The sequence below is a fragment of the Serratia myotis genome (assembly GCF_027474885.1).
Lineage (GTDB): Bacteria > Pseudomonadota > Gammaproteobacteria > Enterobacterales > Enterobacteriaceae > Serratia > Serratia proteamaculans.
Map to the genome: position 1 here is coordinate 4,932,375 of NZ_CP099707.1, position 18,354 is coordinate 4,950,728.

Genomic DNA, 18,354 nt, shown 5'->3' on the forward strand with positions numbered 1-18,354 from the left:
CCTTGAAACCTTCCTGTGCATTAGCGTTAAAGTACGATATTGACCCGGTAATAAACCGAGACCCGATCCGGTTTCAGCCAGTCGGGATAAGCCAGTGGCCAACCGAGGGTCAGTTGGCTGCTGAAGTAGCGGTTACGGCTGCCCAGCCCTACGGCACCGCCCCACAGCGTGCCGGAGGCGTTGGCGTCCAGCGTATCGTGATGCAGATAGCCGCCGTCCACCGCCGCCAGGGCGTTAATGCTGCCGAGGTAGGGCAGTGTCACCAGCGAGCGGTTCACCTCGTTACGCCAGTAGCCGCCCTTGTCGCCGGAAAGGTATTGCTCTTTGAAGCCGCGCACCGAGCTCTCGCCGCCAATCGTCAGACGTTCGCTGCCGTACAAACGGTGGTTGCTCCACTGACTGTATAAACTGGTGAGATAGGTCCACTCCTGCCCCAGCGGCAGGTAATAGCTGCCGGAAAGCGAAAGCTTGTGAAACTCGGCCCGGGGGGCTTCTTTGACTTTTTCGCTGTCATTTTCCGCGCCCAGCCAGGGCACACCACGGCTGTAGGCCGGGTTCAGAGTGGCGAAACCGCCCAGCAGTTTTTGGCTATGGCTGACGCCCAGCGTAACGCTGGTCAGTTTGCGGCTGCTGCTTTCCAGCCGGGTATCGTTGAGATAATTGCGATTGATACGGTGCGTCAGCCCGAGCGACATGCCGGTTTTCATTTCGCCGTCACGGAACAACACCCGCGAAACACCCAGCCGATGAGTCTGGCTGTCGCCACTGGATCGCCAGTCAAAACCCTGGTTATTGAGGGTGGTCAGGTAGTCGCTGTAGGAATAGTTGTAATCCAGCGTCCAGTAACCGTAAGGCAGGCTGACGCCGGTTTGCACGCTGCGCGCATTATGGTCGTTGGCAAAATCACTGCTGCGCGCACCGGCGACAAACCATTGATCCGCCAGCCCCAGCAGGTTATTGCCGGTCAGCGATCCGTTGATCTGCCCGGTGCCGGTACTTTTTTGCCCACTGTTGTCGAACCCCAACCCGAGCATCAGCGGAAACTCGGGTTTGGCGCTCAAATTGACCACCGAGAAGCCCGGTTGGCTGCCGGGCAAGATTTCTATCTGCACCGGTTGCTGGCGCAGACGGTTAATCTGCTCCATGCCCTGTTCGATATCACGCAGGTTAAGGATGTTGCCCTGCAGGCCCGGGAAGGCCATTTTCAGCATGCGATCGTCCTGCTGCTCCAGCAGGATTTTCTCCAGTTTGCCTTCCAGCACCAGTAACCGCAGCTCGCCACGCGACAGATCCTGTTCGGTCAGAAATGCCCGACTGGTGATATAGCCACGACTGATATACCAGTCGGAAATCTGCTGTACCAGCGTTTGGATCTGCCCCAGATTCAGGCATTGCTGCAGATAATCCTGAGTAAGTTTGCGTTGCGCACTGGCAGGCAGGTGATCCGCGCCTTCCAGCCGAATATGGTTGATGGTGAAGCAAGGGCCACCCGCGCTGGCATTGGGGCCGGGGGCTACGGGCAAGGTCGGCGTCAGGCTGCGTTGCAGTTCCTGCCGCTGCTGCTGGTTTTGGTCCAACAATTCACGCTGCTGCTGTTGGATGGTGTCACGATCCGCCGGGGTAAGCAGGTTAGCGTCGGTGGCGGAGGAGAATAAAATGCACAATAAAGCGGCCGAGAGCCGTTGAGTAACTGAATCCATTCAGAAGATCATCCGTGTGTTTTTTCAGCATTTTAACGACAGAACGGGGAATGTAACAAGATGCGAACCATTAGCCGCGACCCGGATTTGGCCCTTCAGTAACGAACATTCCTAAAGCAGGCAGCGGAAAGTCACCTGGAAAGGGTAAATGTAGCTTATTGATTTTCTCTAGCAGAAAAAAACAGTGAATCACTCTTAATTTAAGCCAGATGGAGGAAATTTGCTGTTAATGCGATTAGCACCGCAAAAAAGAGGCTAACAGGGGCCGTGAACCGGCCCCTGGAAATGTATTACGCGGTACCGCCAACGGTCAGGGTGTCCAGCTTCAGGGTCGGCTGGCCGACGCCCACCGGCAGGCTTTGCCCCTCTTTACCGCAGACGCCGACGCCTTTATCCAACGCCAGGTCGTTACCGACCATCGAAATCTGTTGCATCGCCTCAATGCCGGAGCCAATCAGCGTCGCGCCCTTCACCGGCTTGGTGATGCGGCCATTTTCGATCAGATAGGCTTCGGTGGTGGAGAACACAAATTTGCCAGAGGTGATATCTACCTGGCCGCCGCCAAAGTTTGGCGCATACAGGCCGTATTCAACGCTGGCAATGATCTCTTCCGGCGTCGACTTGCCCGCCAGCATGTAAGTGTTGGTCATGCGCGGCATCGGCAGGTGCGCATAAGACTCACGGCGGCCGTTGCCGGTCGGCGCAACGCCCATCAGACGCGCATTGAGCTTGTCCTGCATGTAGCCTTTCAGGATACCGTTCTCAATCAGCATGTTGTATTGGCCTGGCACGCCTTCGTCATCGATCGCCAGTGAACCACGACGCCCCTGCAGGGTGCCGTCATCCACCACGGTGCAAAGCTCGGAGGCCACTAACTGACCCATCTGGCCGCTGAATACCGAGGTACCGCGACGGTTGAAGTCGCCTTCCAGGCCGTGGCCCACCGCTTCATGCAGCAGAACGCCAGGCCAGCCCGCGCCCAGCACCACCGGCATATTGCCGGCCGGGGCCGCCACCGCGGAAAGGTTAATCAATGCCATGCGCACCGCTTCTTTGGCGTATGCATCGGCACGGACGTCGCCATCAGCGATTTCCAGGAAATAGTCATAGCCGAAACGGCCGCCGCCACCACTGGAACCACGTTCACGCTTGCCGTCTTGTTCCACCAGCACGCTGACTGACAATCGAACCAGTGGGCGAACGTCCGCCGCCAGAGTGCCGTCGGTAGCCGCCACCAGGATCTGCTCGTACACGCCGGTGATGCTGGCACTGACTTCCTGTACCCGCTTGTCGGCGGCACGCGCGACCTTGTCAACACGGTGCAACAGGGCGATTTTCTCTTCACGCGGCAGACTTTGCAGCGGATCAAGCAGGGGGTACAGCGCCTTATGGCTGATTTCACCCAGGGTATGCACCTGACCATTGCCGATATCACGCACAATGCTGCGCGCCGCATGGGCGCTTTGCTGCAAGGCGTTCAGGGTGATCTGATCGGCATAAGCGAAGCCGGTTTTCTCGCCGCTAACGGCACGCACCCCGACCCCTTGATCGATATTGTAGGAGCCATCCTTGATGATGCCGTCTTCAATCACCCAGGCTTCGTGGTAGCTCGACTGAAAATAGAGATCGGCATAATCGAGGCGGCGTTCGGCCAGTTGCCCCAGGACGGAAAACAGATCCTGGTGGCTCAGCTTATTGGCAGCAAGTAACTGCTCACTGACAAACGTCAGACTCATAATTTTTTCACTCTTTAATGGAGGATTTTTTGTCAAACGGCGCCGTCAGCGACGTCTGGAATCGGTTATGTTGCAATACCGGCATCTGCTCGCGAATCGTTTTGAGCCCGGCAATATCGACCCGGACTTTCAATGCCGAGACCGCATCCGGGTTTTCAGCCAGTACCTTGCCCCAGGCGTCCACCGCCAGCGAATGGCCCCAGGTACGACGAGTCGGGCCATGGCTGCCAACCTGCGCCGGTGCCAGGATCACACACTGGTTTTCAATCGCCCTGGCGCGCAGCAGGATTTCCCAGTGCGCTTCGCCGGTCACGCGGGTAAAGGCCGCCGGTACGGAAATCAGTTCAGCACCCTGCGCTCGCAACGCCTGGAACAGCGCCGGGAAACGCAGATCGTAGCAGATGGTCATGCCAAGCCGCCCGACCGGGGTATCCACCACCGTGAGTTGCTGGCCATGCTGATAGGTATCTGACTCTCGATAATGGCCGTGAGAGTCGTTAATGTCCACGTCAAACATGTGCAGCTTGTCGTAACGCCCACGGATCTCGCCCTGGTCGTCAAACAGCAGGCTGCTGGTGGTGATCAGCGCAGGGTTTTCACGGCTGACCAGCGGCATCGAGCCGATCAGCAGCCAGACGCCATAGCGCCGCGCCATCTCGCGCACCGCATTCTGCAGCGGTCCGTCACCCTGGTGTTCCGCATGTTCACGATAAGCCGCGGAATTGGCGAACAGCAGGGCGTTCTCCGGTGTCATCACCAGTTTTACCCCGGCATTGAGCTGCTTAATCTGCTGTTCAATCTGGGCCAGGTTATCACGCACCCGATCACCACTGCACAACTGTAACAACGCAACGTTAGCATTTCTCATGGCGCCTTCTTCTCCTTTGGCTTACGCAACACCTCATTGACCTTCGGCTGGTCCAGATCGCCACTGATATGGTAGCGAATCAGTGAGATCTTGTTCCACAGCGGCCCCAGCACCTGCGAGGCAGCAAACACCGCCGCGCCGACGATCGGATTAATCACGAATGCGGTGGCGACACCGACAGTGGTCGAAATAGCCGGTGCGACAACCGCTTCCATATCAATCCGTCGGCGTGCCAAATCGACCTGACCGCTCATGGCGATATCCGCCGCCAGTCCGTCAACTAATAGATTATCGGTATGCATTATGCCATCTTTCAGCCACGCGGTGCTGCGGATGGAGTCAAAGTAGAAACCTTTGCCGAAGGTATCGCTGAAATCGAACTGCAACTTACGTAACAAGGAGTCGACGCTGACCAAACGCAACAGCTGGCCAGCACGACCGCCGCCCATGCTGTCGATCTCTCCCTTGCCCATATTGACCTTCAGTGCACCGCTGAGGGTACTCATCTGCGGTTTCCACGGCGTGCCACGCCAGTACAGATCAAAATCAATGTCATAAGGCGCACCTTTCAACGGCGTGGTGATGCCGAAGAAAGCGGCGGTTTCGTCAATTTTGCCGCCCAGCAGCTTGCCTTTCAGCGAACTGCGCTCTTCCTGAGCGTTCTGTTTCCACAGGCCGCTGGCGGTCATGCGCCCTTTGCCGGTGTCGATCAAGCCATGCTCCAGGGTCAGGGTATCGCCCTGATTGGCCAGATCTGCCTCCACCTTGCCGAGGTTTTGCCCCATCACCCAGCACGACTTGCAGCGCAGCATCAACGACGGCCAGTCACGGAAGGAAACCTTGTCTACCACTGCCAACGGGTTGGTTGCCGCGGTCGGGGTGCCCTTGCTGTCGCTAAACTGCGGATTGTAATAAAGATAGTTGATATCGGCACGCCACGGCCCACGTTCTGTCACTCGCAGGCTGCCGTCGACTTCCTCGCCCTTGGCGCTGATCAGGGTGCCACCGAGCTGTTGCTCCGCCGAGAGTGTCAGCTTGTGCCAGGCCTGTCCGCCCAGCAGTAACTGCGGCGTTTTCAGGGCTACGGTGGTCGGGAAGTTAAAACCACCCACCTTGCCCGAACCGCCACTTTGTTTCATCGCCGGTGCCATCAGGCCCAGCCACTTCTCACCGTCCAGCGCCGGCAAATTCAACGTCAGTGATTTACCGGCCGGTAACGCCGGGGTCCCACTGCCCTCGGTTTGCCATGCCGCGCGCGCCAGCGTCACCTGCTGTTTGGCGAAGGTCCATTCGCTGTTGAAATGATTTTGCTTGCCGGCGTTGCCAGTCAGCATGAATCCATTCAGGCCACCCTTCACTTTTACGCTCAACGGCAAGGACTCACCCGCCGGTTTATCTAACGGAGAAGGTAAGTGACTGCTTACTTTTTTGAGGTCAGCATCAACGCCAATGTCATAGCTGGCTGCGCCCTTATGCGGTAAGACAATGGCAACCTGACCCTGCCAGGGAGCACTGCCACTCAACGCATCGGCCACTTCCTGCGGGATACCCGGGAATTTGCCCGGCTGCCAGTCGGCCTTCAGGCCAACGTTGACCTTGTAGTCGCTTTTGCCTTCCAGGGTGGTGAAATTTACCGCGACCGGTTGCCCGAACCAGTTGGCCGACAACGTATCACTGCTCAGGTTGCCGTTATCGAAGCGGAACTTGCCGCTGACCCTTTGCAGCTCACTTTCAATCGGCTTCACCAACAGTGAATTGTTGTTCAGCGCCACCTCGCCCGTGGCGCGAACCAGCTCGCCGTTCAAGGGAATATCGAGGTGTAAGCGCCCACTGACATTACCGCCAATCTGCAGCTCATCCAGGGCCGCCCCCAGCGAATCGTGCAGCGGGGTTTGTTCGAAATAGTTATGGATTTCCGCGCCCTGGCCCGCCACGTCGGCATCAACCAGCAAACGTTCTTTCAGGTAGTCCGGAATAACGGCTGTGACATTCTTGCCGTCCACTTTGCCCAGCTTGGTCTGCGGGGCATTCATCCACAGCCCTTCGTTGGCAAAGTCGAGATCGATAGCCAGATCGGTCAGCGCCGGCCACTCCGGCTGGAACTGGAAAGTGGAGTGGCGCAGCGGAACAAACACCTCAAACTGGCCTTCGTGTTTGCGGTAAGGGAAATGCTGTGGGTCACCGTTGTAAAGCAGCGTGGCGTTATCCACCTGCCCGCCCTGAATGGCACCGCTGAGGTAATCCACCAGGTGCTTGCCCATCAGTGGTTCCGGGAAGTAACGCCAGGCGTCCGCCGCGTCATACAGGCGGATACCGGCCAGAATACTCAGCCACGGGTCACCTTTGGCCGGTTGCTGGTAGCGGAAATCACCGTTAACCCACAGTGATTTGGCCTTCACATCCAGATTTTTGCTCGCCAGTTCCCAGCCCTGATCGTTGTTCAACCAGGTCAGCGCACCACGCGCGCTGCTGACTTCCAGTGGAGCACGGAACATATCGCCGTACGGCAAGGTGCTGTCGTTGAGATCGAGCTGCAGGCGGCCATTCTCCACGCCACCGCTCAGTGCGCCAGAGAAGTGGTTAATCCCCGGCAGCAGTTTCCACGGCTGCCAGCTGACGTCCTGCCAACGGGCCTGGAAGCGGGTTTTTTCCGGCTGTTTCAGCGGGATATCTAATGCCAGCGCGTTGAGCCGGCCTTGCGGCTGCAAATCGTTCCAGCGATCAAGTACGTCCGGGCTGAGGAACGAGAAGGTCGGCAACAGCGCAGCCAGGCGTTCTAGCTGAATATTGGAGGCACGCACGCGCAGTTCTTCCGTCTGCCCCGGCCCCATAAACTCGGTGTTTTCCGGCAACCACAATGCCGAAAGCTTACCCTGCGGCCAGGCCTGACCGTCGGTGGCCAGGTTTAACTGTGGCACTTCGACCTGCCAGCCGGTCCCCTGGCGGCTGAGCGTCAGCGCCAGATTGTCCACGTCCAGCCGGTGTGGCTGTTTCCCCACGTTCCAGTTGGCCGCGCCCTGCTTCAGCAACGCATTGCCACCGGCAATCTCACCGTTTTTGATCTGCAGCCAGGCCGCCAGGCTGAAATCGGCGCTTTCCAGACCGGTATTAATGCGCAGCCAACGGGTGAACCAGGGTTTCATGTCGATATTATCGGCCTGCATATAGACCGTACCCACATTCAATAAGCCCTGGTTATCACGCAGGTCCATACGCAGCTGTACCACGCCATGCTGGCCATTCAGCGTCGACAGGCTAATCTGCCCTTCGGCACGGTGGCGATCGCGGCCGTTAAGCCAGGTAAGCTGTGGGATCTCAAACTCGGCGCGCGCACCGGCGGGCGTAAGGAATGAAATACGGCTGTCGCGCAGGTTGAAGTGATCCAACTGATGTAACAGTAAATCGCTGACTTTCCCCGGCTCGATGGTGCTGCCCTGGTGCTCGTCGCCACCCAGGGTAGTATTGAGATCAAACTGGAGTTGGTAAAAGGTGAGATCGCGGAATTGCCAGCGCCAGTGCAGCAGCGACTGCCACACATCCAGTGCCAGCGTAACACGTTCAATACGCAGGTTGCTTTTAGGCAGCGTGGCGCGTACGTTGCGCATTTCCAGCTGCGGGCCGAAGGTTTCCCAACTTCCCTGCATAAAGTCGACCTGGACCGGTACGCCGGAGAGGCTTTCGACCTTGGCCAACAGTTGCGGGCGATAGTTGTTCAGTTCAGGCAGCGCCAAGCGCAGCCCACTGATCAACAACGCCACGACGACAATCAGACTGGCGCCTGTAGCTAACAAAATCCCAGGCAGTCGCCTCACGCAGTTCTCCTTGCTTCCGCTGCCTGGCAACGGGAATATCTATGCATGGGGGGCCCAGCACGCTGAGCCCCACCCATATCGGACTTTGGTCGCCAACAGGCGAACTACATCATGACAACGTCAAACTGTTCCTGGCTGTACAAAGGTTCGATCTGCACCTTCACCTGTTTGCCAACAAAGATTTCCACTTCGGCCAGCGCATGGGACTCTTCGCTTTTCAGCGCCTCACCCACCGCCGCAGAGGCATAAACCAGGAAACGATCTGAATCATAAGCATGGTGCACGCGCACAATTTCACGCAAAATTTCGTAGCACACGGTTTCCACAGTTTTCAGGGTGCCGCGTCCATGACAGGTAGGACAATCATGACACAGCACATGTTCAATGCTTTCGCGTGTGCGTTTACGCGTCATTTCCACTAAGCCTAGCTGAGAGAAGCCGTTAATCGTGGTTTTTACCCGATCTTTACTCAGCGCCAGTTCCAGTGAATGCAACACCCGACGACGATGCTCGTCATTGTTCATATCAATGAAGTCAATGATGATAATGCCGCCCAGGTTGCGCAGCCGCAGTTGGCGGGCAATCGCCTGGGTCGCTTCGATATTGGTATTGAAGATGGTTTCATCAAGATTACGATGGCCGACAAAGGCGCCGGTATTGATATCCACGGTGGTCATCGCCTCGGTCTGGTCGATGATCAGGTACCCGCCGGATTTCAGCTCAACCTTGCGCTCCAGCGCCCGCTGGATCTCGTTTTCGACGTCGTACAGGTCGAAGATCGGCTGGCTGCCAGTGTACAGCTCCAGCTTGGCGGTAATATCCGGGATGTACTCACCGGTAAACTCCACCAGCAGATCGTGGGTCAGGCGCGAGTCGACGCGGATCCTGTCCAGCGCCGCTCCAGCAAAGTCGCGCAGAATACGCTGCGCCAGTGCCAGCTCGCCGTACAGTTTGTATTTGGTCTGGTTGCGTTTTTTACGCTCCATCACCTTGGTCCACAGCCGTTTGAGGAAGGCGGCGTCTTGCGACAGCTCTTCTTCACCAATGCCTTCTGCCGCGGTGCGGATGATAAATCCACCCAGTTCATCGCAGTAACCGGCGACGGCTTTTTTCAGGCGATCGCGCTCGGCTTCACTTTCTATACGCTGCGAAACGCCAACGTGCGCTGCCCCCGGCATGAACACCAGGTAACGCGAAGGTAAAGTGATGTCGGTAGTCAGACGTGCGCCTTTGGTGCCCAGCGGATCTTTCACCACCTGCACCATCAGATCCTGCCCCTGGCGTACCAGTTCGGCAATATCTCGCACGTGGAAATTTTTCTGCTCATCACCGGCAACACATTCGGTGTGCGGCATGATATCGGAGGCGTGCAGGAAGGCCGCTTTGTCCAGGCCGATATCGACGAATGCCGCCTGCATACCCGGCAACACGCGACTGACGCGCCCTTTATAAATATTGCCGACGATGCCGCGCTTGGATTCGCGCTCGATATGGATCTCTTGCAGGATGCCGCCATCAATATAGGCAACCCGCGTTTCAGACGGTGTGATATTAACCAGTAGCTCAGCTGTCATGCCTTCTCCTCAGAGCCGGTCGATAATGGCAGCGCCCATCAACCGGTTCTTACATCACGTAATGCGACAAAATGACTGAGCAGCTCATGTGTTTCGACTAACGGCAAGCCCATCACCGCGTGATAACTCCCGGTTATCGTTCTGACGAAACAACCACCCTTTCCTTGAATTCCGTAGGCGCCCGCTTTATCCATCGGTTCGCCCGTTGCAATATAGTCGCAGATATCCTGCTGTGACAGGTTGCGGAATGTCACGTCTGTCACCACTAGCTGGCACAGAACGTCATGGCGATCGGCGATCGCCACCGCGGTCATCACCTGATGCTGTTTACCCGACAGCGCCGCCAGCATTTGGGCCGCATGCGCTTCGTTTTGCGGTTTTTCCAATACCCGACCATTGAGCACCACAATGGTGTCGGCGCCCAGCACCGGACAATCCTGTGGAGCCAGTGCCACGCCTGCTCTGGCCTTATCCTGCGCCAAACGACGCACATAGGCTTCGGCAGCTTCTCCTTCCTGCCGCTGTTCTTCGGTATCCGTCAGGATGATTTCAAACGTCACGCCCAACAGGGTCAGTAATTCACGTCGACGGGGAGAGCCGGAGGCCAGATAAAGCGAAGTCATTGATATACCCTTACTGTACGGCGAACTGACGGCGGATTTTGCGCATCAGCAGGAATAACCACGGCCACAAAATGCCGTTTACCACACTACTCCAGAACACCTCTGGGCGGAAAGAGACGTTGATCACTAAAAACTCGGCCCAGAACACCACAACGTCCATCGCCAGGGACAATAGCACCACGATCAGCGCCTGTTGCCAGAGGGCCATGTTGCGGAACAGTTGGAATTTGAACGCGACCAGATAGGCAATGATCCCCAGCGCCAGCGCTCGCACGCCCAGCGTCGAACCGAGGATCAGATCCATAATCAGCCCCAGCACAAAGCCGGTGCCGACGTTAACCCGGTGTGGCAGCGCCATCACCCAGTAGATCAGGATCAATGCCAGCCAGGAAGGTCGGAACATGTAGATCTGTTCCGGCCACGGCATGATTTGCAGCACCAGCGCCACCAGGAATGACAGCCAGATTATCCAGCGCCCATTACTGCGGTAGCGATTCATTGGGTGACTCCAGTGGCCGGTGCAGCGGTTGGCGGTACGGCAGCGCCGGTTGCCGGTGCCGGCAGAGGCATTGGCGGCCCCATAGAATCGGCCGGCGGCAGCACCTGCGGCATCATCTGCATCAGGCGCTCGTTGGCAACACGGTGCACTTCGTCCGGCGGCAACGGCATATCGCCATTACGGTCGGCACCCCACAGCAATAACAGGTAGCGCAAGCGCTGCAGGCCCGCCGTAGGGCGTGCCTGGATCACCGTGTAGGCACGCTGATTATCCACTTTGACCGAGGACACTACCGCCACCGGATAACCTTCCGGGAAGCGACCGCCCAGGCCGGAGGTAACCAGTACATCACCCACGCGAATATCGGTATTGTTTGGCAGATGCTCGAGCTGTAAATCGTCGGCACAACCGCTGCCTGCGGCGATCACCCGGATATCGTTACGCAACACCTGGATCGGCAGTGCATGTGACGCATCGCAGATCAGCAGCACGCGGCTGGTGACCTTCGCCACCGCCACCACCTGACCGACCACGCCTTTATCACTGATGACCGGCTGACCTTCATAAACGCCGTTATCTGATCCTTTGTCGATCACTACCTGATCGCTGTAAGGATCGGAACCGGTCGAGATCACCTGGGTGACCATTTTGTGTTCGTCCTGGCGCAGCGGCGAGCCTAACAGCTCACGCAAACGGGCATTTTCCTGCTTGAATTGGCCAAGAAGAAGAACATCGCTGTTTTTCAGCAACAGTTCCTGTCGCAGAGCCCGGTTTTCCAGCTCCAGCTGTTGGCGGGTAGCCAGCGTTTCTGAAACGCTGTCCAAAACTTTGCGTGGCCCATTGGCCAGGAAATAGAAAGGGCTGACAGCCGTGTCCATGTAGTTACGTATTTTCACGAACGTACCGAGACGGCTATCGGCAACGATCAGGCAAATAGCCACAATCACTGCCAAAAAAAGTCGTAGTTGCAGGGAAGGCCCCCTGCTAAAAATCGGCTTCATAAATTATGCGTGTTCCTCGACAACAGAAAGAGGAACCGTACCTGATTTTCGCTTTGCGCATTCATCCGATACGATTCCTCCTTCCTGGGGCTGACTATTCTTCGCTGAACAAATCGCCGCCATGCATGTCGATCATTTCCAACGCCTTGCCGCCACCGCGAGCTACGCAGGTCAGCGGATCATCTGCCACGACGACCGGAATACCGGTTTCTTCCATCAGCAGGCGATCCAGGTTGCGCAGCAATGCGCCACCACCGGTCAACACCATGCCGCGTTCGGAAATGTCGGAAGCCAGTTCCGGCGGACACTGCTCCAGCGCTACCATCACCGCACTGACGATGCCGGTCAACGGCTCCTGCAGCGCTTCGAGGATTTCATTGGAGTTCAGGGTAAAGCCGCGCGGCACGCCCTCAGCCAGGTTACGGCCACGGACTTCGATTTCATGCACTTCATCGCCCGGATAAGCGGAACCGATGCCGTGTTTGATACGTTCGGCCGTCGCTTCACCAATCAGTGAGCCATAGTTACGACGCACATAATTAATGATGGCTTCGTCGAAACGGTCACCGCCGATACGCACGGAAGAAGAGTAAACCACACCGTTCAGTGAGATCACCGCGACTTCAGTAGTACCACCACCGATATCCACCACCATTGAACCGGTCGCTTCAGAAACCGGCAGGCCTGCACCGATTGCCGCAGCCATAGGTTCTTCGATCAGAAACACTTCACGCGCACCGGCCCCTTGGGCGGATTCGCGGATCGCACGACGTTCAACCTGAGTTGCGCCGACCGGCACACACACCAGCACGCGCGGGCTTGGCCGCATGAAGCTGTTGCTGTGAACCTGTTTGATAAAGTGCTGCAGCATTTTTTCAGTCACGAAGAAGTCGGCGATAACGCCGTCTTTCATCGGACGAATAGCCGCGATATTGCCGGGCGTACGCCCCAGCATTTGTTTAGCCTCATGACCCACGGCCGCAACGCTCTTGGGTGAACCGGCACGATCCTGGCGAATGGCAACCACCGAAGGTTCGTTCAGTACAATGCCTTGCCCTTTAACATAAATCAGGGTATTGGCGGTACCCAAGTCGATGGACAAGTCATTGGAAAACATGCCACGAAATTTCTTAAACATAACTAAAGGATAATCCTGCAAGCTGGGGGCGGAAAATAAAATCCGCCTACTTTACCAACCACACGAAGCAGCGACAAGGCGCAAAAACGTTCTACTTCGGTGAAAAATAGTCTGTATTGTTTCTGCTCGAATGCACGGAAATTGGATGAGGCCTGAATTCCCTGAACAAAGGCTCAGTTTACCACCCTGTCAGCGCACGAAACGGCGTAACACAGCTCATAAAATCTAACATATTCCCTGATTGCCGTTGGTGGTAAGCACCTACCAACGCTCAACAGAAAAGGACTGACAAGAGCCTATATCAAATAGGCGTCATTGTCGCAGGCAGTTTGGGGGTTATCCCAAAAAGACAGATAAAATAGCCCAGATGAATTGGCGCTCATTCTACGTCAATTTTTGCCCGGCATTCAGGTTAAACGCGATAACGACGCGAATATTTTTTGCGCCCTACGTCTATCGGTTCCGGCGACGCGAAAAAGTCGCCCTGCCCACCGAGGATCCCGCGATCTTTCAGCGTCTGCCATTCGTTGCGCGTCCGCACGCTGGCGGCAAAAACCTGGGTGCTGGTGCCTTCGCAGGCACCCGTCAGGCTCTGAACAAACAGCTGATTTTCATCACGCCGGTCAATACTCCGCACCAAACCAGGATGGAGCTTAACCAGTTCCACCGGTAAGGACTTGATATAGGAGGTACTCACCACGGTTAACCCCGCCTGGGACACCACCAGACGACAGCCCAATCCTGAGAGTAATCTCAGCACCGGACGTAAACGGTCGATATGTTGACACACGTCTGCCTCTGCAAGTTCAATCAGAATTCGCCGACGATGACTTTTTTCACACTGAAGCAGGCTATCTCGCAGCCAGCGCTGGAAAGAACGCTGCAATAAAGAGTCTACGCACAGCGTAAATGCCAGCGTTTCTTCGGGCCACAGTGCCAATAAAGGAAGGATGCGGCTCAGATGCTGACGATCGTAACTTTCCGCCAACCCCAACTGCTGTACCAGCGGCATATATTCAGATGGCAGCAGTTCCTGGGTACCGTCATAAATCCGGCTCATGATCTCACGGTGATGGACTTCTCCGTCCACCGTCACCGCCGGCTTCTGGTACAACCGCGGGCCACCCCGCGCCAACACCTGCTCCAACAGGGTGCGCCATTTGACGCTGCCGCGCCCTTTTTCCGGCACCTGGCTGTCGTAAACATACCAGCCGTTTTCCCCCTGCAGCGTGGCATGCCGCGTGGCCTGCTCTGCGTAATCAATCACCTGCTCGGTGGTTTGCCCGCTGCGGTATGCCACGATGCCGATATGCAAAAACGCTTCGCGATCGATAAGTGCGGTTGAAGGCAGGGCATCAATCGCGTGAACCAGCTGTGAAGCGATACCGTCAGCTTCTTTCAACGTGCGGTGCGGTAACAGCACGGTGAAATCACTGTGGAAATAGCGCGCCAACAGCGCCGCCGGATAGCGCATCACGAAGGTCGACAACAGATTGACCAGTGAATACATCAGTTCCTGTACCGCACTGTTACCGTGGATTTCCCGCAGCGTGTCGAAATCGGGTAATCGCACCATCATGACGATGCCGTGCGAGCCTTCCTCTTCCAGTTGGGTGGTCAGTTGGTTATCAAAGAACAATCGGTTGTTCAGCCCGGTTTTGGCGTCCTGCGCGGCAAAGGCGCGGATCAGCGTATCGACCCGGCTGCGCTCCTCGCGCGCTTCCGTCAGATCCGCCAACAGACGATCGAGCGCACCGCTGACGTTCGCCGGCCATTCACGTACGTCGCCCTGCATCACGCTCTCCCGCTCGCCATTAAGAATGCGGCGGGCACGGCGCTCCAGCCTGTCCTCCCCATCAGCCTGCTCTCGCAGCCAACGTAAACTGAACAGCAGGATCACCACCATGATAACGATCGACAGCGTGACGGCCGCAGTGGATTGCAGAGAACGTACGTCGCTGGCGAAAGGGTCAATATAGGTAATGCGTAGCGAAGCGCCGGGATGCTGCATCAGCGGCAGTGAAACTTGCCGGTAGCCATTGAGTGACTCCCAGGGCTGCTTTAGCGTCGGCAGATTATAAGAAAGGAGCTTGCTGTGGCTGGTATCCACGCTGACGGCCACGATCCCGAGTGGGCGCATCACCAGAGGAAGCCATTTTTCCTGCTCCTGCGGAGGTTCATGCAACATCGCCTGATCGAGCGAAGTCATCAGCGAGTCGAAGCGGCGCTCCAGTCGCTCCTGAGTGACGTAAAAGTAACTGTATGAACAGCCCATCAGCATCAAAAACATCGCCAAAGCAACCAGCAGGGTGATCAATGCAGAGAGCTTGGTGGTGAATCGCATCCCTGTGCCTTGTCCGTTATCGTTACGTGGATTTTCACCTTTGGTCGTATAAAGGCCCCGAATTCGCTCAAAAGAATCCAATACAACACCCTGATTTTTTAATGATTCACTGGCTTTGCCCTGACGATACTCGCCGACAACTCATGTCGCTCAAGCTACCAAGCATCGTCGACGAAGAAAACCTTCAATCACCCTTTTTTGTCTTTAATCAGGACATACAATTCTTATATGCATATAGTCAATTAAAGACAGATTCAGAAAATTAGCTAACGAGAGGAAGAGTGACATGCGTGCACTGTTATTGGAACAACAAGACGATCAAACTCTGGCTCAAGTCAAAGATATCAGCAGCGATCAACTGCCCGACGGCGATGTCACGGTAGACGTCAACTGGTCCAGCCTCAATTATAAAGACGCGTTGGCGATCACCGGCAAAGGCAAGATTGTACGCAACTTCCCGATGGTGCCAGGCATCGACTTCGCCGGTACCGTGCGCCACAGCCGTGACGATCGCTTTAAAGAAGGCCAGAGCGTGGTGCTTACCGGCTGGGGCGTGGGTGAAAACCATTGGGGCGGCCTGGCGGAACAGGCCCGTGTCTCCGGCGAATGGCTGGTGCCGCTGCCAAACGGGTTGGATGAACGCAAGGCGATGATCCTCGGCACCGCCGGTTTTACCGCCATGCTGTGCGTGATGGCGCTGGAAGAAGGGGGTGTGCGCCCGGATGACGGCGACATTTTGGTTACCGGCTCCAGCGGCGGCGTAGGCAGCACGGCGATCGCTATTCTGGCCGCGCTGGGCTATCACGTGACGGCAATCAGCGGCCGCGAAAGCAATACCGATTACCTGAAAGCACTCGGTGCCAAAGAAGTGCTGTCGCGTAGCGGCTATCTCGAAGCCCCGCGCCCGCTGGAAAAACAACTGTGGGCCGGTGCAGTCGATACCGTCGGCGACACTATGCTGGCACGAGTGTTGGCGCAAATGAACTATAACGGTACTGTCGCTGCCTGCGGCCTGGCCGGTGGTTATCACCTGCCGACCACGGTGATGCCATTTATTCTGCGCAATGTACGCCTGCAAGGCGTGGACTCGGTGCACACCCCGCTGCATCGCCGTCAAACCGCCTGGGAACGCCTGGCCGGTATCCTGCCAGACAGCTTCTATCAGCAAGCCACCCAGGAAATCACGCTGGAACAGGCACCGGCCACCGCTGCCGCGCTGCTGGATAACAAAGTCACCGGCCGTACTCTGGTGAAAGTCCGCTAAGCCTGAACGCCCCCCAACAACGGGGGGCATGTCCCGTCTGCGAAATTTCATATTTTCCCGCGGTCTCTCGCATAAGGCCTGGTTTCACGCCATGCTTACTTCATATTCTCGGAGAAAAATAGCATGAGCAAACAACCTAAATTAACTGAGGCCGATGTCACGCCAGAGAGCGTGTTTTATCAACGGCGAAAAGTGTTGCAGGCGTTAGGCATCACCGCCGCGTCACTGGCCCTGCCGCTTAACGCACAGGCCGATTTGCTGTCATGGTTTAAAGGTCACGATCGGCCCAAGGCACCGCCGGGCAAACCGCTGGAATTCAGCACGCCGGCAGCCTGGCAGGCCCAACTGGCCTTGACGCCGGAAGATAAGGTCACCGGCTACAACAACTTCTACGAGTTCGGTCTGGATAAGGCCGATCCGGCGGCCAATGCCGGCGGTTTGAAAACCGAAGGCTGGCAGGTGCGCATCGACGGCGAAGTCGCCAAACCGATCACGCTGGACATCGATGACTTAATCAAACGCTTCCCGCTGGAACAGCGCATTTACCGCATGCGTTGCGTCGAAGCCTGGTCGATGGTGGTGCCGTGGATTGGCTTTGAATTGGGTAAGCTGATCAAGCTGGCGGAACCGAACAGCAACGCGCGCTACGTCGCCTTCCAGACGCTGTACGATCCAGAACAGATGCCGGGCCAGAAAGACCGTTTTATCGGCGGCGGGCTGAAGTATCCCTATGTTGAAGGGCTACGTCTCGATGAGGCGATGAACCCGCTGGCGCTGCTGACCGTCGGCGTGTACGGCAAAACGTTGCCGCCGCAGAATGGTGCGCCGCTGCGCTTGATCACCCCATGGAAATACGGTTTTAAAGGCATCAAGTCGATCGTCCATATCAGTCTGGTGCGCGATCAGCCGCCGACCACCTGGAATCAGTCTGCGCCTAATGAATACGGTTTCTATGCCAATGTGAACCCGCACGTCGATCATCCACGCTGGTCGCAGGCCACCGAGCGCTTTATCGGCTCCGGCGGCATTCTGGATGTTAAACGTCAGCCAACGCTGCTGTTTAACGGCTATGCCGAACAGGTGGCCTCACTGTATCGCGGCCTGGATCTGCGGGAGAATTTCTAAGTGCGTTTGACTCCAACCCATATCAAATGGATCAAGGTCGCCATTTATCTGGCGGCATTTTTGCCTTTTCTCTGGCTGGTACTGTCAGTGGATCAGGGTTGGTTTAGCGCCGATCCGGCCAAGGATATTCAGCACTTTACCGGCAGAATGACGCTGAAGCTGTTGCTGGCCACCTTAATGATCGCCCCGCTGGCACGCTATACCCGCCAACCACTGCTGATTCGTTGCCGTCGCCTGGTGGGGCTCTGGTGTTTTGCCTGGGCCACGCTGCATCTGATAAGCTATTCGACGCTGGAATTGGGGCTGAGCAATATCGGCCTGCTGGGGCGCGAACTGGTTACCCGCCCTTACCTGACGCTCGGCATTATCAGTTGGTTGATCCTGCTGGCGCTGGCCGCGACCTCGACGCTGTGGGCGATGCGCAAACTGGGCGCCAAATGGCAAACGCTGCATAATTTGGTGTATCTGGTGGCGATCCTGGCACCGATTCATTACCTGTGGTCGGTCAAAACCTTTTCGCCACAGCCCTTCATTTATGCCCTGCTGGCCGTCGTGCTGCTGGCACTGAGATACAAGAAATTCCGCAATTGGTGGCGTTAACAGGCGGAACTTTTCTGTGTTCTACCCCTCATAATGCGATAACAGCCTGGCCAGTTTGCGGGTTTAGGGT

General features: G+C 56.7%; 13 protein-coding genes. 3 read left to right on the plus strand and 10 right to left on the minus strand.

From position 1 onward, the window contains the following. Positions 1 to 26: 26 nt before the first annotated feature. From NHG65_RS23205 to csrD, 10 genes are all read right to left on the minus strand, one after another. Positions 27 to 1,700, minus strand: coding sequence for a ShlB/FhaC/HecB family hemolysin secretion/activation protein (locus NHG65_RS23205; RefSeq protein WP_499182724.1), 1,674 nt, complete (start codon positions 1,698 to 1,700; stop codon positions 27 to 29). Positions 1,701 to 1,990: 290 nt separating this feature from the next. After that, positions 1,991 to 3,436: a metalloprotease TldD gene (gene tldD, locus NHG65_RS23210; protein ID WP_099065514.1), complete on the minus strand. Its 1,446-nt coding sequence runs from the start codon at positions 3,434 to 3,436 to the stop codon at positions 1,991 to 1,993. 7 nt (positions 3,437 to 3,443) lie between these two features. Next, entirely contained in the window at positions 3,444 to 4,304 is an 861-nt protein-coding gene (nit1, locus tag NHG65_RS23215) for a deaminated glutathione amidase (protein ID WP_099065513.1), read from the minus strand. Then, positions 4,301 to 8,116 (minus strand): AsmA2 domain-containing protein YhdP, encoded by a 3,816-nt coding sequence (gene yhdP / locus NHG65_RS23220; protein ID WP_499182725.1) that lies wholly within the window; start codon positions 8,114 to 8,116, stop codon positions 4,301 to 4,303. The genes nit1 and yhdP overlap by 4 nt, the downstream gene beginning before the upstream one ends. A gap of 104 nt (positions 8,117 to 8,220) precedes the next feature. Next, entirely contained in the window at positions 8,221 to 9,690 is a 1,470-nt protein-coding gene (gene rng / locus NHG65_RS23225; RefSeq protein ID WP_012147102.1) for a ribonuclease G, read from the minus strand. 38 nt (positions 9,691 to 9,728) lie between these two features. Then, complete coding sequence (locus NHG65_RS23230) at positions 9,729 to 10,313, minus strand: Maf family protein (RefSeq protein ID WP_207977309.1); 585 nt, start codon at positions 10,311 to 10,313, stop codon at positions 9,729 to 9,731. Positions 10,314 to 10,323: 10 nt separating this feature from the next. Further along, on the minus strand, positions 10,324 to 10,812 hold the full coding sequence (gene mreD, locus NHG65_RS23235) for a rod shape-determining protein MreD (protein WP_012147104.1): 489 nt from the start codon (positions 10,810 to 10,812) through the stop codon (positions 10,324 to 10,326). Beyond that, positions 10,809 to 11,813 carry a rod shape-determining protein MreC gene (mreC, locus tag NHG65_RS23240; RefSeq protein ID WP_099065510.1) on the minus strand — a complete coding sequence of 335 codons (1,005 nt, stop codon included), beginning with the start codon at positions 11,811 to 11,813 and terminating at the stop codon, positions 10,809 to 10,811. The genes mreD and mreC overlap by 4 nt, the downstream gene beginning before the upstream one ends. A gap of 94 nt (positions 11,814 to 11,907) precedes the next feature. Continuing rightward, on the minus strand, positions 11,908 to 12,951 hold the full coding sequence (mreB, locus tag NHG65_RS23245; protein ID WP_085119693.1) for a rod shape-determining protein MreB: 1,044 nt from the start codon (positions 12,949 to 12,951) through the stop codon (positions 11,908 to 11,910). Positions 12,952 to 13,363: 412 nt separating this feature from the next. Further along, positions 13,364 to 15,295 carry an RNase E specificity factor CsrD gene (gene csrD, locus NHG65_RS23250; RefSeq protein WP_499182726.1) on the minus strand — a complete coding sequence of 644 codons (1,932 nt, stop codon included), beginning with the start codon at positions 15,293 to 15,295 and terminating at the stop codon, positions 13,364 to 13,366. 286 nt (positions 15,296 to 15,581) lie between these two features. On the opposite strand from csrD, the gene acuI reads away from it, so the two are divergent. The 3 genes from acuI to msrQ all read left to right on the plus strand — a co-directional run bounded on the left by acuI (position 15,582) and on the right by msrQ (position 18,284). Next, on the plus strand, positions 15,582 to 16,559 hold the full coding sequence (gene acuI / locus NHG65_RS23255; protein ID WP_099065508.1) for an acrylyl-CoA reductase (NADPH): 978 nt from the start codon (positions 15,582 to 15,584) through the stop codon (positions 16,557 to 16,559). A gap of 123 nt (positions 16,560 to 16,682) precedes the next feature. After that, positions 16,683 to 17,684 (plus strand): protein-methionine-sulfoxide reductase catalytic subunit MsrP, encoded by a 1,002-nt coding sequence (msrP, locus tag NHG65_RS23260; RefSeq protein ID WP_261416442.1) that lies wholly within the window; start codon positions 16,683 to 16,685, stop codon positions 17,682 to 17,684. Continuing rightward, positions 17,685 to 18,284: a protein-methionine-sulfoxide reductase heme-binding subunit MsrQ gene (gene msrQ / locus NHG65_RS23265; RefSeq protein ID WP_099065506.1), complete on the plus strand. Its 600-nt coding sequence runs from the start codon at positions 17,685 to 17,687 to the stop codon at positions 18,282 to 18,284. The last annotated feature ends 70 nt before the right edge of the window (positions 18,285 to 18,354 follow it).

Bases quoted from the DNA above. Each gene is read 5' to 3' on its own strand.
- NHG65_RS23205 (WP_499182724.1), bottom strand. From the start codon at position 1,700: ATGGATTCAGTTACTCAACGGCTCTCGGCCGCTTTATTGTGCATTTTA.
- tldD (WP_099065514.1), bottom strand. From the start codon at position 3,436: ATGAGTCTGACGTTTGTCAGTGAGCAGTTACTTGCTGCCAATAAGCTG.
- nit1 (WP_099065513.1), bottom strand. From the start codon at position 4,304: ATGAGAAATGCTAACGTTGCGTTGTTACAGTTGTGCAGTGGTGATCGG.
- rng (WP_012147102.1), bottom strand. From the start codon at position 9,690: ATGACAGCTGAGCTACTGGTTAATATCACACCGTCTGAAACGCGGGTT.
- NHG65_RS23230 (WP_207977309.1), bottom strand. From the start codon at position 10,313: ATGACTTCGCTTTATCTGGCCTCCGGCTCTCCCCGTCGACGTGAATTA.
- mreD (WP_012147104.1), bottom strand. From the start codon at position 10,812: ATGAATCGCTACCGCAGTAATGGGCGCTGGATAATCTGGCTGTCATTC.
- mreC (WP_099065510.1), bottom strand. From the start codon at position 11,813: ATGAAGCCGATTTTTAGCAGGGGGCCTTCCCTGCAACTACGACTTTTT.
- mreB (WP_085119693.1), bottom strand. From the start codon at position 12,951: ATGTTTAAGAAATTTCGTGGCATGTTTTCCAATGACTTGTCCATCGAC.
- csrD (WP_499182726.1), bottom strand. From the start codon at position 15,295: ATGCGATTCACCACCAAGCTCTCTGCATTGATCACCCTGCTGGTTGCT.
- acuI (WP_099065508.1), top strand. From the start codon at position 15,582: ATGCGTGCACTGTTATTGGAACAACAAGACGATCAAACTCTGGCTCAA.
- msrP (WP_261416442.1), top strand. From the start codon at position 16,683: ATGAGCAAACAACCTAAATTAACTGAGGCCGATGTCACGCCAGAGAGC.